Origin of the sequence: Priestia sp. TRN 1309 (assembly GCF_050846875.1) — a bacterium.
GTDB lineage: Bacteria > Bacillota > Bacilli > Bacillales > Bacillaceae_H > Priestia > Priestia zanthoxyli.
Map to the genome: position 1 here is coordinate 102,205 of NZ_JBOZGM010000001.1, position 12,743 is coordinate 114,947.

Annotated in this window: 17 protein-coding genes; 12 read left to right on the forward strand and 5 right to left on the reverse strand. The window is 38.5% G+C overall.

What is annotated here, in order from left to right; all coding sequences use genetic code 11:
• Positions 1 to 119 precede the first annotated feature (119 nt).
• Both ACRPLQ_RS00525 and ACRPLQ_RS00530 read left to right on the forward strand, forming a co-directional pair.
• Entirely contained in the window at positions 120 to 1,076 is a 957-nt protein-coding gene (locus tag ACRPLQ_RS00525; RefSeq protein ID WP_367076856.1) for an MBL fold metallo-hydrolase, read from the forward strand.
• Between the two features lie 23 nt (positions 1,077 to 1,099).
• Entirely contained in the window at positions 1,100 to 1,894 is a 795-nt protein-coding gene (locus ACRPLQ_RS00530; RefSeq protein WP_099331270.1) for an SDR family NAD(P)-dependent oxidoreductase, read from the forward strand.
• Between the two features lie 73 nt (positions 1,895 to 1,967).
• On the opposite strand, the gene ACRPLQ_RS00535 is transcribed toward ACRPLQ_RS00530, so the two are convergent.
• Positions 1,968 to 2,183: a CDGSH iron-sulfur domain-containing protein gene (locus ACRPLQ_RS00535; protein ID WP_028410691.1), complete on the reverse strand. Its 216-nt coding sequence runs from the start codon at positions 2,181 to 2,183 to the stop codon at positions 1,968 to 1,970.
• Between the two features lie 130 nt (positions 2,184 to 2,313).
• Between ACRPLQ_RS00535 and ACRPLQ_RS00540 the strand changes: the two genes are divergently transcribed.
• A complete protein-coding gene (locus tag ACRPLQ_RS00540; protein ID WP_028411559.1) occupies positions 2,314 to 2,652 on the forward strand; it encodes an iron-sulfur cluster biosynthesis family protein in 339 nt (112 codons plus the stop codon).
• Here the strand turns inward: ACRPLQ_RS00540 and ACRPLQ_RS00545 are convergent.
• Together ACRPLQ_RS00545 and ACRPLQ_RS00550 are read right to left on the reverse strand one after the other, a co-directional pair.
• A complete protein-coding gene (locus ACRPLQ_RS00545; protein ID WP_033579727.1) occupies positions 2,649 to 3,560 on the reverse strand; it encodes an alpha/beta hydrolase in 912 nt (303 codons plus the stop codon). The genes ACRPLQ_RS00540 and ACRPLQ_RS00545 overlap by 4 nt on opposite strands.
• A 68-nt stretch (positions 3,561 to 3,628) precedes the next feature.
• On the reverse strand, positions 3,629 to 4,525 hold the full coding sequence (locus ACRPLQ_RS00550; protein WP_028411557.1) for a hydroxymethylglutaryl-CoA lyase: 897 nt from the start codon (positions 4,523 to 4,525) through the stop codon (positions 3,629 to 3,631).
• 177 nt (positions 4,526 to 4,702) lie between these two features.
• Between ACRPLQ_RS00550 and ACRPLQ_RS00555 the strand changes: the two genes are divergently transcribed.
• From ACRPLQ_RS00555 to ACRPLQ_RS00570, 4 genes are all read left to right on the forward strand, one after another.
• A complete protein-coding gene (locus ACRPLQ_RS00555; protein ID WP_432235632.1) occupies positions 4,703 to 5,890 on the forward strand; it encodes an acetyl-CoA C-acetyltransferase in 1,188 nt (395 codons plus the stop codon).
• Between the two features lie 238 nt (positions 5,891 to 6,128).
• Positions 6,129 to 6,818 carry a CoA transferase subunit A gene (locus ACRPLQ_RS00560; protein ID WP_028411555.1) on the forward strand — a complete coding sequence of 230 codons (690 nt, stop codon included), beginning with the start codon at positions 6,129 to 6,131 and terminating at the stop codon, positions 6,816 to 6,818.
• A gap of 20 nt (positions 6,819 to 6,838) precedes the next feature.
• Entirely contained in the window at positions 6,839 to 7,507 is a 669-nt protein-coding gene (locus ACRPLQ_RS00565; protein ID WP_028411554.1) for a CoA transferase subunit B, read from the forward strand.
• Between the two features lie 64 nt (positions 7,508 to 7,571).
• On the forward strand, positions 7,572 to 7,820 hold the full coding sequence (locus ACRPLQ_RS00570; protein WP_033579729.1) for a YqkE family protein: 249 nt from the start codon (positions 7,572 to 7,574) through the stop codon (positions 7,818 to 7,820).
• 27 nt (positions 7,821 to 7,847) lie between these two features.
• Here the strand turns inward: ACRPLQ_RS00570 and ACRPLQ_RS00575 are convergent, their stop codons facing one another.
• Both ACRPLQ_RS00575 and mciZ read right to left on the reverse strand, forming a co-directional pair.
• A complete protein-coding gene (locus tag ACRPLQ_RS00575) occupies positions 7,848 to 8,765 on the reverse strand; it encodes an aldo/keto reductase (RefSeq protein WP_367076858.1) in 918 nt (305 codons plus the stop codon).
• A 93-nt stretch (positions 8,766 to 8,858) separates the two neighbouring features.
• Positions 8,859 to 9,026, reverse strand: coding sequence for a Z-ring formation inhibitor MciZ (gene mciZ / locus ACRPLQ_RS00580; protein WP_033579730.1), 168 nt, complete (start codon positions 9,024 to 9,026; stop codon positions 8,859 to 8,861).
• Between the two features lie 71 nt (positions 9,027 to 9,097).
• On the opposite strand from mciZ, the gene ACRPLQ_RS00585 reads away from it, so the two are divergent.
• The 5 genes from ACRPLQ_RS00585 (at position 9,098) to xerD (ending at position 12,716) form a co-directional block, all read left to right on the forward strand.
• Positions 9,098 to 9,649, forward strand: coding sequence for an NUDIX hydrolase (locus ACRPLQ_RS00585; RefSeq protein WP_028411551.1), 552 nt, complete (start codon positions 9,098 to 9,100; stop codon positions 9,647 to 9,649).
• Between the two features lie 534 nt (positions 9,650 to 10,183).
• Entirely contained in the window at positions 10,184 to 10,828 is a 645-nt protein-coding gene (gene spoIIM, locus ACRPLQ_RS00590; RefSeq protein WP_014458293.1) for a stage II sporulation protein M, read from the forward strand.
• A 112-nt stretch (positions 10,829 to 10,940) separates the two neighbouring features.
• Positions 10,941 to 11,393: a Fur family transcriptional regulator gene (locus ACRPLQ_RS00595; RefSeq protein WP_013059082.1), complete on the forward strand. Its 453-nt coding sequence runs from the start codon at positions 10,941 to 10,943 to the stop codon at positions 11,391 to 11,393.
• Between the two features lie 195 nt (positions 11,394 to 11,588).
• Positions 11,589 to 11,816: a YqzK family protein gene (locus ACRPLQ_RS00600; RefSeq protein WP_013059081.1), complete on the forward strand. Its 228-nt coding sequence runs from the start codon at positions 11,589 to 11,591 to the stop codon at positions 11,814 to 11,816.
• 6 nt (positions 11,817 to 11,822) lie between these two features.
• Complete coding sequence (gene xerD, locus ACRPLQ_RS00605; RefSeq protein ID WP_028411550.1) at positions 11,823 to 12,716, forward strand: site-specific tyrosine recombinase XerD; 894 nt, start codon at positions 11,823 to 11,825, stop codon at positions 12,714 to 12,716.
• The last annotated feature ends 27 nt before the right edge of the window (positions 12,717 to 12,743 follow it).

Sequence of the window (12,743 nt, forward strand, 5' to 3'; positions counted from 1 at the left end):
GCAATGAAAAAGAGAGGGATGTCAATGTAATTTTCAGAAAACGAAAGCAATTGTATAAATAAGGGGAAAAATCGTGTAAACTTAAAAGAAAATGCGATGGTAAAGGAGCAAAAATACAGATGAATGAGCAATTGTATAAAATTGTGCTGCCTACTCCTTTTGCGGTAGGAGATGTGAATGTTTTTGTTATAAAAGGTCAGACCGTTACGCTAATCGATGCTGGTATTAAAACGGAGGCAGCGTGGTCTGTATTTAAAGAAAAGCTTAATGAAATAGGATTAAAACCAGATGATATTAAACAAGTTGTCCTAACTCATCACCATCCTGATCACGTAGGAATGCTTGATTTTTTTGATAAAGATATCGCCATAGTCGGTCATGCGAAAAATCAGCCTTGGATCTCTCAGAATCCGGATTTTTTTGAGTGGTACGATGCGTTTTTTGAAGATCACTTTATGAAAGCGGGCGTAGATGAAAGATTTCGCCCCTATTTAAAACGTTTAAAAGCATCAATGAAGTATTCATGTCACCGTTCTCTTACGACTTCTGTGCAGGAAGGAGATTACATTCCGGGCCTAGAGAGTTGGAAAGTGCTTGAAGTGCCCGGTCATGCTCAAAGCCATATTGCATTATACAATGAAAAAACAGCGGTTATGATTGGAGGAGATTTGCTGTTAAAGCATATTTCATCTAATCCGCTTATTGAACCTCCTATGAAACCAAGCGGCGAGCGGCCTAAAACGCTTCTTCAATATAATCATTCGTTAAGACGTCTGCTTGACTTAGAGATAAGCTGTATCTATACAGGTCATGGAGATGAAGTAGTACATGTCCGTGAACTTGTACAAGAGAGGTTACAAAAGCAAAGCGACCGAGCGGATAGAGTGCTTAGCATGATAAAAGAACGCCCTCAAACAGCGTTTGATATTTGCAAACAGCTATTTCCTACTATTTATGAAAAAGAACTAGGGCTAACTCTTTCTGAAACAATTGGTCAGCTCGATTTTTTAGAAGATGCAAATAAAATCAGTACACATGAAAAGGAAAGTACGCTTATTTATTCTGTGTGCTCTTAACTTACAAAAAAGGTGTGTTATATTTGAAATCCTCGTTAAAGAACCAACATGTCGTGATTACAGGCGCTTCAGGAGGTCTTGGAGAACATTTAGCTTATGAAGTGGCCAAAAGAGGGGGCGTCCCCGTTTTACTTGCACGTACAGAAGAAAAGCTGCAGCGAGTAGCTGAGCAAATTAATCAAAAGTATGGGATTACCTCTTACATATATAAAGCTGACGTAGCGAACGTAGAGGAAGTCAAAAGTGTTGTTCAGAAAATGATAAGTGAAATTAAGCGTGTTGATGTGCTGATTAATAATGCAGGCTTTGGTGTATTTGAAGAAGTGAAAGAAGCATCCATTTCGACAATTGCATCAATGTTTCAAGTCAATGTTATTGGATTAATTGCATGTACACAAGAAATTTTAGCTTATATGCTAAAAGAAAACAAAGGACATATTATTAACATTGCTTCTCAAGCAGGCAAACTGGCAACGCCTAAATCCAGTGGCTATTCAGCTTCTAAACATGCCGTGCTAGGGTTTACCAACAGCCTGCGAATGGAATTAGCAAAAACGGATATCTATGTAACCGCAGTGAATCCAGGTCCTATTCAAACCAACTTTTTTTCAATAGCGGATCAGTCAGGAAACTATGAAAAAAGTGTAGAAAAGTTTATGTTAAAACCTCAATACGTAGCTGAAAAAACGGTCAATATTATTGGGAAATCAAAACGAGAAGTCAACTTGCCTAAGTGGATGAACATGGGTTCGAAGGTGTATCAGCTTGCCCCGGGGCTCGTAGAAAAATTGGCAGGGGATGCGTTTAATAGAAAATAACCTGTGCTTTAATCACAGGTTATCAATGTTTTTCGTTAATGCTTTCGTTCAGTAAAGCTGTATTTCTATGAATCTACTGCTCGTCTAAAACTTTTGCAGCGCGCACACAAGAGTCGAATTTTCCTTTATGATTTCCGTCGCAAAAGGGCATCTTTTGCGACTGGCCACATCGGCATAGTGAAAATGTCGGCTTTGTTTCAAATTTATTGCCGTCTGCATCAATTAATTCAACGTCTCCAGTGACACGGAAAGAACCGTTATCCATTACTTTAATTTGTACTTTTGACATAGAAAAACCTCCTTTTTGTACACACCTATATGAAGCGCCAGAGTTTAATGAAAGCAAGATGTGTATTATACTCATTATATAAGCAATTTTCGTTTGTTTATACAATTAGTTTAAAAGGAGTTAAAGGAAAATGAATATTACCTTTACAGATAAAGCAATAACAAAAATACAAGAAAAGTACGGAAAAGATTCTTCACTATATTTAAAATTGAAATACGATACGGATGGATGCGGCTGTGTGGTGAGCGGTGTAACGACGCTATGGATTGTTGATGAAAAAGAGAGCGATGATGTGACCATCGAGACGAATTTTGTTCCCGTTCTTGTCGAAAAAACAAAGCAAGTATTTCTAGATGATAATATGACGGTTGACTACAATGAAAGTGCATATGCGTTTATGCTAAAATGTCCTTCTCAAATTTTAAATCCGCGCATGTCATTCATCGATAAAACAAAAGAAGCGCTTTAATGCGCTTCTTTTTGTATTTTTTCTAAAAATGATTCAATAACTTGTTCATATTCCCCTGGATTATCAGCATACGAGCGGGCATGAGTGCCTACAGGTGCCAAATACATCCGTTTTGCACCCATTTTTTTGGCATGCAGCTGCTCCGTCATTTTAGGAAGAATATAGTCATCTTCTTTACTATGGATAAACAGAACAGGATGTTTTATTTGATCTACGACTGAAATGGGGGATACGTCTTTAAATGAATAGCCTTCTCGCCATTTTAAAATAATATTGGCTGCTGGCATCACAAGCTGTTTGGGCAGATGGAAATCTTGTTTTAAGCGATAGGCAAGAAGTTCTTCCAAGTCTGAAAAAGGGCAGTCGACAATATAAAAATCAGCTCCGTCTTCCATTCCAGCATACAAAAGAGTGGTCGCAGCTCCCATAGACTCCCCGTGAATCCCAAGGGAAATAGTTGAACCGAATTGTTCTTTTACCCAGTGAACAACAGATTGAAGGTCCAGCTTTTCATAATAGCCGTAGCTCGTTGTTTTCCCTTCAGACTTGCCGTGACGGCGATGATCATAAAGAACGACGTTCCATCCAAGCTTCAGAAAAAGCCGAGCATATTTCATAGAATTCAGTGAATGAACTGTGACTCCATGCGAAAGAATCATAAATCGGTTGTGATCGTGTTGTTTAATAACGGTCCCAGCTATGTTATAGCCTAGAGAAGAAGGAAGTACAAATGCTTCTTTAGGAAGAGTGCTATAGACTTTCTCATCATAAAAGCCATCTTCCGTATCGCGGTCAATAATAACTTTGTCGGTCTTTTTACGGATGTACATCATTTGATTTGTAAAAAAGATGCCAAGAGCGGCAAATGCTCCGAGAACGCTTCCTACTAATAATAGCCATTTTTTCATGATTAGCGGCTCCTTTTGTTAATATAGCTATTAGTTATTATAGCATCGCTCTCATAAAAACCTAATTTTTAACGCTGTGCAAATAAAGAGTATTGCTTGCTTTCAATCGGTCTTGAAATGTAAGGAGCGATAAAATCGACCGCTTCGAGCAGCTTTTCTTCATTAATAGAAGTGGAAATACCCATTTCATGAAGCATAAAGACAAGATCTTCGGTAGCTACGTTTCCCGTTGCTCCCTTAGCAAATGGACATCCTCCTAGCCCGCCAGCGGATGAATCGAACCTGTTAATACCGGCTTGCAGAGCTGCATAGATATTTGCAATAGCTAATCCTCTCGTATCGTGAAAGTGCGCAGCAAGTAGCGTGTGGGAAAAACTTTGTTTTAATTTCGAGAAAAGTGAAAATACATCTTTAGGATTTGCCATGCCAATTGTATCGGCAACGCTTAGCTCATCTACTCCAGCTTCCACAAAGCTTTCGCAAAGGCTCAGCACGTCACGTTCATTTATTTTTCCTTCATATGGGCAATAAAAGGCGGTGGAAATGCAGGTGCGAATAAAACATTCTTGCTGCTTAAGCTGCTGAATGAGAGGAAGCAGCGTTTGGACAGCTTCTTCGGTGTTTTTGTTAATATTTTTTTGATTAAAAGTATCGCTTACGCCAATAAAAAGCGCAACCGAGCGGCAATCAGCTTGCAGTGCCTTTTCCAAGCCTTTTTGATTCGGCACCAGTACAATGTTTCGGCATGTATCAGGCTGGAATATAGGTGCGATAGTAGAAGCATCTTTCATTTGAGGAACCCATTTTGGAGAAACAAAGGATGTAATTTCGATTTCAGATAGTCCAGCTTCTTTTAATTTTTTGATAAAATTAATTTTTTTATCAGTTGGAACAAAATTTTTTTCATTTTGAAGTCCATCTCGTGGACCAACTTCTATAATTGTTACTTTTTCAGGAAATCCCATAAACCGCTCTCCTCCCACAATGTAAACGCTTACTAATATTTATTTTAATTCTAAAAAATTAAAATTCAATAAAAATTATAAATTTTTACAAAAAAAGAGGAATTTCGCAAGCGATGTCGAAATTAATACAAGTGACAGTTAATCACAGTAATCAAACAGTAAGGAGAGGTTTTCGACATGGGTCAAACAGAAGTAGTCATTGTAAGCGCTGTACGTACAGCAATCGGCAGCTTTGGGGGAAGCTTACAAAATGTATCCGCAACAACTTTAGGTGGTACTGTAATCAAAGAAGCTTTAAACAAAGCAGGGGTATCAGCAAACGAAGTAGATGAAGTTATTATGGGAAATGTCTTACAAGCAGGTTTAGGACAAAATCCAGCACGACAAGCAACTTTAGCAGCAGGGTTACCTGAAACTGTTTCAGCATTAACCATCAATAAAGTATGCGGATCAGGACTAAAAGCAGTACATCTCGCTACACAGGCGATTCTTGCTGGGGATGCTGATGTGATTGTTGCTGGTGGAATGGAAAACATGAGCCAAGCACCATACCTATTAAAAAATGCACGCAACGGGTTTAAAATGGGCGATCAAAAAGTAGTCGACAGCATGATCCAAGATGGATTATGGTGTGCATTTAACGACTACCATATGGGCGTTACAGCTGAAAACCTGTGTGATAAATATGAAATTACTCGCGACGAACAAGATGCATTTGCAGCTTCAAGTCAGCAAAAAGCAGAAGCAGCTATTCAATCTGGCCGTTTCGCAGATGAAATTGTGCCAGTAGAAGTGCCTGGAAGAAAAGGCCAAGTAACAATTTTTGAACAAGATGAGTTCCCACGCGCAGGCACAACGGCTGAAAGTCTAGGAAAGCTACGTCCAGCTTTCAAAAAAGACGGTTCAGTAACAGCTGGTAATGCATCTGGTATCAATGACGGTGCAGCTGCAGTAGTGGTAATGAGCCGTAAAAAAGCAGACGAGTTAGGCCTAACACCATTAGTGTCTATTAAAGCTAATGCAACTGCTGGAGTAGACCCAAGCATTATGGGAATCGGTCCTGTAAGCGCAGTGAAAAAGGCGCTTGAAAGAGCTGTTGTTTCATTAGAAGACGTTCAACTAGTAGAAGCAAACGAAGCATTCGCTGCACAGTCAATCGCTGTGGATCGTGAACTTCAATTTAACCATGATATTTTAAATGTAAACGGTGGAGCAATTGCGCTTGGACATCCTATTGGTGCAAGTGGTACACGTGTCCTGGTTTCACTTATTCATGAAATGCAAAAACGCGACGCAAAACTTGGTTTAGCAACGTTATGTATTGGCGGAGGCCAAGGTGTTGCAACAATCGTTGAACGTCCTTAATTTTTGATATAGCTTTAACAAACATTAAAGCTATATCACAACGCCACAGATTCCAAACATACTGCTTTGGAACTCGTGGCGTTTTTGTTTTTCTTTGAATTTTGTCTACTAATATAACTTTTTTGACAAAAAAATGATTAAATTATAATTTTTAGTTATATATATATTTAAAAAGAAATAAAAATCTTTTATAATAGATTAGAAAGCGTTTTCAAAAATAACTAAGGGGTGGTTATGTATGAAACAAGTACATACGTCGTTTAAAGAAGCGGTGAAAGATATTCACGACGGTGCTACGATGATGGTCGGTGGTTTTGGTTTATGTGGAATTCCGGAGAATTTGATTTTAGCGTTAGTTGAAACAGGGGTAAAAGATTTAACCGTAATTTCAAATAACTGCGGCGTAGACGACTGGGGACTTGGACTGCTTCTGAAAAACAAACAAATTAAAAAGATGATTGGCTCTTACGTGGGAGAAAATAAAGAGTTTGAAAGACAAGTATTGTCAGGAGAAATTGAAGTAGAATTGCTACCTCAAGGCACGCTAGCTGAAAAGATTCGCGCCGGCGGAGCGGGCATACCTGCATTTTATACACCAGCGGGAGTGGGAACACCCATTGCTGAAGGAAAAGAAGTTCGTGTGTTTGATGGGAAAGAATATTTACTAGAAGAGGCGTTAAAAGCTGATTTTAGTTTGGTTAGAGCTTGGAAAGCCGATCATATGGGGAATTTAGTGTATAACAAGACAGCGCGCAATTTCAGCCCAATGATTGCAGCAGCAGGAAAAGTGACGATAGCAGAAGTAGAGGAACTTCATCCAACAGGTTCACTTGATCCAAATATTATCCACACACCTAGTGTATATGTTCAATCGTTAATTATTGGTGAACAAGAAAAACGTATTGAGCGTTTAACCGTTCAAAAATAACAAAAGGGGAGAGATTTTTCATGATTGAAAACGGCGTGAACGTGAGAGAGCGAATTGCAAAACGTGCTGAAAAAGAAATTTTGGACGGATTTTATGTAAACCTTGGAATTGGTATTCCAACGCTTGTGGCTAATCATATCTCAGATAATAAAACGGTTGTGCTTCAGTCCGAAAACGGTCTGTTAGGCATTGGACCATATCCGAAAGAAGGAGAAGTAGATCCTGATTTAATTAATGCAGGCAAAGAAACCGTAACGGCGACAAAAGGGGCTTCTTACTTCGACAGTGCTGAATCGTTTGGCATGATTCGCGGAGGGCATATTAATATTGCGATTTTAGGAGGCATGGAAGTCTCAAAAACTGGTGACTTAGCTAACTGGATGATTCCTGGAAAAATGATTAAAGGAATGGGCGGTGCAATGGATTTAGTTCATGGAGCGCAGCGCATCATTGTTATTATGGAACATGTGACGAGAAAAGACCAACCTAAAATCTTAAATGAGTGCACCCTCCCTCTGACAGGAAAAGGGGTAGTAGATCGTATTATTACAGATCGAGCGGTCATTGACATTACGGCAGAAGGCCTAAAACTTGTCGAAGTAGCGAAAGGCTATACGGTAGAAGATATTCAACAGTCTACAGAGCCAACTTTAATCATTGATGAACATGTAAAACTAGATGCATTTTGATTTTTGGTAACAAAAGCAAGAATATGATACAATATCTCTCAATTAAAGTAGCGGGGGAATTGTGATGGCTAAAAAAAAGCAAAAACAATCAGCACAAAAACAAAATGATCAGCTTAGTATCAAAGATCAGCTAAATGATAGCTTATTAAAACAGCTTCAGGCTAAAAAACAGGCGCTTTCTTTAAAAGAAGAAGAGCAGAAAGAAACAGAACGTAAAGAAGCTGCTCGAATTCGAAAAGAAAAAGAAAAAAATAAATCGTTTGAAGAACTGTTAAATGAAAGTGATATGAACTGGTCCGAATTTAAAAAATAAAAGCGCCGATAAAGGCGCTTTTATTTTTTAACGATGAGCTTCATATTGATTTGCTTTAAAAATCGAGTGCAGTTTGTTAACTTCAGTAGGCTGTAGGGGGGAGGTCTCGACAGCCTTTACGTTTTCACGAAGCTGTGAAGAAGAGCTTGCTCCTGCTACAACTGAGGCTACCGTAGGATTAGCTAAACAGTATTGAAGTGCAGTTGAATTCAGAGAGTGATTTGGTCGTACGTGACGAAATGCTTCAATCGTTTTTGATAATTCCGTACCGCTATAGTCTAAGTATCCCTTACCTTCGAATGCAACAAGCTTTTGCTCTCCTTTTTCGGTTAGCAGCCCTTTGGCTACTGGACCTCTGGCTACAACGCTAATGCCGTTATCGTGCAAAAGGGGAAGTGCACTTTCTTCAGGACGTCTGTCTAACAAGCTATATTGTATCATGACACTGACAATAGAAGAGTTTTGCACATACTCTCGAATCACATTCGGCCGGATAGATGAAATACCATAGTAGCGAATGACGCCTTCTTGTTTTAATTCTTCAAATGCTTCAATCGTTTCTTCAATATTGTCTTCAACAGTCCCTCCGTGCAGTTGATATAAATCGATGTAATCCGTTTGAAGCCGGCGCAGGCTTTCTTTTACTTCATCTTTTATGTAAGCTTTAGACGGATCCCACGTCCAGCTGTCTTTTGCATCATTCCAGCGATTTCCTACTTTTGTGGCTAAAACAATATCATGTCTGCGGTTTTTTAAAGCTTGTCCCACAAACTCCTCGTTTAAGCCAAAGTCATATAAATCTGCTGTATCAAAATAATTAATGCCATATTCCAGAGCTTCATCAATCATATTGACAGCGTGTTTCTGTTCCGTGCCAAGAGACATGCATCCTAAACCTAATGTACTGACCAGCAAATCTGAAGTACCTAAGCGTCTTTTTTCCATATATGCCACTCCTTATTTTTTACTTGTTTCTATCTATTGTAGCGCTATGATAGAGAGAAACTCAAATAAGAAGATTAAAAAACTGCAGCACAATTAGTGTCTGCAGTCTGCTTGTTGTTTGTAAGAATTAAAATTTTGAGAGATAGCGTTCGTCCACTCATCAACATACTGAAATTGTTCGCCGTATTCTTTTAACTTTTGCTTAATTTCCCATGCTTTACCGACTAAAATGATTTGCTTCTCGTGAACATAAACTTTCATTTTTTCTACCTCCCAAGATTCGTATGATAGAATATATGTAAGAGTCAAAAAAATAGAACGAGGTGGAGAAAATGGATCATTTAACAGAAAAAATGCGGTCTTCTGAAAAGCTGTTTGGAGGCAGAGTGATTGATTTGTACTTAGAAGAAGTAGAGCTTCCGAACGGAAAAACGAGTACAAGAGAAGTAGTTAAGCATCCTGGAGCTGTCGCTGTCATTGCGTTAACAAGCGATCATAAAATGGTTATGGTCAAACAGTATCGCAGACCGATGGATCGTATTTTAGTGGAAATTCCAGCCGGCAAGCTGGAAAAAGGAGAAGAGCCGATTGTAACGGCAAAACGTGAGTTAGAAGAAGAAACGGGCTATACAACAGATTCCCTTAGCCATATTATTTCTTTTTACACATCGCCAGGTTTTGCAGATGAGTTGGTTCACGTTTATTTAGCAGAAGATTTAAAAGTGATGACCACCAAAGCGGAATTGGACGAAGATGAATTTGTTGAAGTGATGGAAGTTACTGTAGATGAGGCCCTTACTCTTATTCAAAACAAAGAAATTTACGATGCAAAAACAGCATATGCTGTGCAGTACTTACAGTTAAAAAGCGGATTAGGAGAGTAAGAGAGTTTTTTCTTTTACATACGTACGGCAATCTAGCAATTTAGAGGTTTACATTGAAACGTCATTTGATGTGAGAAAAAACAGGCATGCGCGTATCTCTAGCTTAAAAAATGTGTGACAACCATATATTAGTTGAAGAAAAATCCGAACGATAAATAGAGATTCTTGATTTAGAATCAAATTCGTTCGGATTTTTTTTAAGTTGATGGTGAACGTAGCTTTCATTTATGTAGTTGGTTCTAGCGGTTGATTGGAGGTCAAGGCGAAGACTCCTGCGGGAAAAGCGGAATAGGTGAGACCCCGCAGGAGCGTACGCGACGAGGAGGCTCACCGGCCGCCCGCGGAAAGCGAAGCCTTGCATGAAAATCAACAGCGGTGTCACAAGCTATCCATACTATTTCATTTGTTCTTATTTAGATTAGATTAATTTCATTATGTCTTAATCTCTTTTTTATGTGATAGATTTAAAAGATTCTTGGCATAGTTTTTGTACTCTATCATACACTCTATTAAGCGATTAATAGGAGGAAGACGATGAGAAAAAAACAATTGCCATTATCGTATGCAAGACATTTTCAAGAAAACAGTTCTATTTATTTATTTGTAACCGTGCTGTTTTTAATGGGAATCATTTTTGGGGCTATTGTTGTAAATAGTTTGACGCTTGATCAAAAAGAAGACCTGTACTTCTATTTAAACCGGTTTTTCGGACAGGTAAAGAGTGGGGAAGTAGCAAGCAGCGTTGAAATGTTTCAGCAAAGTTTTTTTCACAATGTTAAATACTTAGGGCTCATTTGGATACTAGGAATTGCTATTATTGGTTTGCCTGTAGTGTTAATTCTGCTGTTTTTAAAAGGAATGGTGATTGGTTTTACCGTAGGCTTTTTAGTCAATCAAATGGGACTCTCTGGGTTTGCGCTATCTTTTGTATCTGTTATGCCGCAAAATATCTTTCTCATACCGGCATTTCTGATTCTGTCTGCAGCTTCAGTTGCCTTTTCTTTGAAGCTTGTGCGGCAGCAGTTTTTTAAAAAAGCAGCGGAGCCTATTTCTGCATCCTTTTTACGCTATAGCGGCACGATGATTGCAATGGTATGCTTGGTTGCCTGTGCAGCTACAGTTGAAGCTTATGTATCACCTACTTTAATGAAAAGTGTAATGGCTCTATTAAATAAGTAAGAATAAGTATTAAATAAAAAGAATTCTTTTTTCTTATTAAGAATAACTTTATTTTGACACCCTCGACACATCTGATATAATGGATTAGTGAATGGCGAGGGAGGGAATAATTATGGAAAGTCGAATTGAGCGAATTAAGCAGCAGTTGCACTCAGCTAGCTATAAATTGACACCTCAACGTGAGGCGACTGTAAGAGTACTTCTTGAACATGAAGAGGATCATTTAAGTGCCGAAGATGTATATCTCCTCGTCAAGGAAAAGTCTCCGGAAATTGGATTGGCAACTGTTTATCGTACGTTAGAATTGTTAACTGAACTTAAAATTGTTGATAAAATAAACTTTGGCGATGGCGTTTCTCGCTACGATTTAAGACAAGAAGGAGCCGCACACTTTCATCATCACCTTGTGTGTATGGAATGTGGATCTGTGGACGAAATTCAAGAAGATTTGCTTGAAGACGTTGAAGAAATTGTGGAAAAGCAATGGAATTTTAAAATTAAAGATCACCGCTTGACATTTCATGGCATTTGCCATCGCTGTCAGGATAAAGAAGACAAGCAGTAAAAGCCTTTTCCATAATGGAGAAGGTTTTTTGTTGTACATAAATAGAAAAAATAAAGAGGTTACAAGCTATATGGTTTTATAGAAAGGAAGGAAATGACAAGGAGAGAACTCAGCGTATAAAGGCAAGAAACATGTATAAAACCTGTCCCAATTGGCATATCTTCTAATAGAATCAAAAATTGGAGGAATTGTTTCATGAAATCATGGGCTGAAATGGTATATAATACATGTAAAGTATTTATCTTATTTACCGGGTTTACTCTTTTGTTTTATTTTGGAATGATATGGGTATCTCAAGAGTATCAAAATTATAAACGTTATGATGAGCCGTCGGGTTCAGCAGTTAAGGTCATGCAAGCAAGTGTGAACAAAGATCAGACGTGGCTGGAGCGTTTATTTATGTTTTATCAAAACGGGGAGTAGAGGCTATTGAATGATCAAATTCAAGATTTTATTCATTATTTAGTAGTAGAGCGGGGACTGGCGAAAAATACGATTGATTCGTATGAACGAGATTTAAAAAAGTATGCTCAATATTTAGAGCATGTAGAGCAGCTGAAATCATTTAATGAAGTAACAAGACTCCACATCGTTAATTTTCTGAAATATTTAAGTGATCAGCAAAAATCATCTAAAACGATTGCGAGACATGTAGCTTCAACTAGATCTTTTCATCAATTCTTACTAAGGGAAAAAGCAGCGGATACAGATCCATCCGTTCATATTGATACTCCGCAGCTTGAGCGCAAGCTGCCAAAAGTGCTAAATGCAGAGGAAGTAGAGGCACTGTTAAATGTGTTTGATACTTCGACGCCTTTTGGCATACGAGACAAAGCGATGCTTGAATTGCTTTATGCTACTGGAATTCGTGTATCTGAACTCGTTAACTTAAATATTGATGATGCACATTTGACGATGGGATTTATTCGGTGTATCGGAAAAGGGAATAAAGAAAGAATTGTCCCCATCGGAAGGTTGGCAACAGAGGCGATTGAAGAGTACTTACAGCATGGCCGGAGTATTTTAACAAAGCAAAAGGAACAGGACAAAGCACTTTTTGTTAATCATCATGGAAGGCGCTTGACAAGGCAGGGGTTTTGGAAAATATTAAAAAAGTTAGCTTCTGAAGCAAAAATTGAAAAAGAATTAACTCCACATACGTTACGGCATTCGTTTGCTACTCATTTGTTAGAGAACGGCGCGGATTTGAGAGCCGTTCAAGAAATGCTCGGGCATGCGGATATTTCGACCACTCAAATTTATACACATGTCACAAAAGCTCGTTTAAAAGATGTATACAATCAGTTTCACCCGCGAGCGTAGGAAGATCCCAATGTCCAGTAAGTTCAT

What these genes read in the sequence shown, in the direction of transcription:
- ACRPLQ_RS00550 (WP_028411557.1), bottom strand. Translation starts at nt 4,525, where the DNA reads ATGGGATTTCCTGAAAAAGTAACAATTATAGAAGTTGGTCCACGAGAT.
- ACRPLQ_RS00555 (WP_432235632.1), top strand. Translation starts at nt 4,703, where the DNA reads ATGGGTCAAACAGAAGTAGTCATTGTAAGCGCTGTACGTACAGCAATC.
- ACRPLQ_RS00545 (WP_033579727.1), bottom strand. Translation starts at nt 3,560, where the DNA reads ATGAAAAAATGGCTATTATTAGTAGGAAGCGTTCTCGGAGCATTTGCC.
- mciZ (WP_033579730.1), bottom strand. Translation starts at nt 9,026, where the DNA reads ATGAAAGTTTATGTTCACGAGAAGCAAATCATTTTAGTCGGTAAAGCA.
- ACRPLQ_RS00585 (WP_028411551.1), top strand. Translation starts at nt 9,098, where the DNA reads ATGGATCATTTAACAGAAAAAATGCGGTCTTCTGAAAAGCTGTTTGGA.
- ACRPLQ_RS00525 (WP_367076856.1), top strand. Translation starts at nt 120, where the DNA reads ATGAATGAGCAATTGTATAAAATTGTGCTGCCTACTCCTTTTGCGGTA.
- ACRPLQ_RS00570 (WP_033579729.1), top strand. Translation starts at nt 7,572, where the DNA reads ATGGCTAAAAAAAAGCAAAAACAATCAGCACAAAAACAAAATGATCAG.
- ACRPLQ_RS00595 (WP_013059082.1), top strand. Translation starts at nt 10,941, where the DNA reads ATGGAAAGTCGAATTGAGCGAATTAAGCAGCAGTTGCACTCAGCTAGC.
- ACRPLQ_RS00535 (WP_028410691.1), bottom strand. Translation starts at nt 2,183, where the DNA reads ATGTCAAAAGTACAAATTAAAGTAATGGATAACGGTTCTTTCCGTGTC.
- ACRPLQ_RS00565 (WP_028411554.1), top strand. Translation starts at nt 6,839, where the DNA reads ATGATTGAAAACGGCGTGAACGTGAGAGAGCGAATTGCAAAACGTGCT.
- spoIIM (WP_014458293.1), top strand. Translation starts at nt 10,184, where the DNA reads ATGAGAAAAAAACAATTGCCATTATCGTATGCAAGACATTTTCAAGAA.
- ACRPLQ_RS00540 (WP_028411559.1), top strand. Translation starts at nt 2,314, where the DNA reads ATGAATATTACCTTTACAGATAAAGCAATAACAAAAATACAAGAAAAG.
- ACRPLQ_RS00575 (WP_367076858.1), bottom strand. Translation starts at nt 8,765, where the DNA reads ATGGAAAAAAGACGCTTAGGTACTTCAGATTTGCTGGTCAGTACATTA.
- ACRPLQ_RS00600 (WP_013059081.1), top strand. Translation starts at nt 11,589, where the DNA reads ATGAAATCATGGGCTGAAATGGTATATAATACATGTAAAGTATTTATC.
- ACRPLQ_RS00560 (WP_028411555.1), top strand. Translation starts at nt 6,129, where the DNA reads ATGAAACAAGTACATACGTCGTTTAAAGAAGCGGTGAAAGATATTCAC.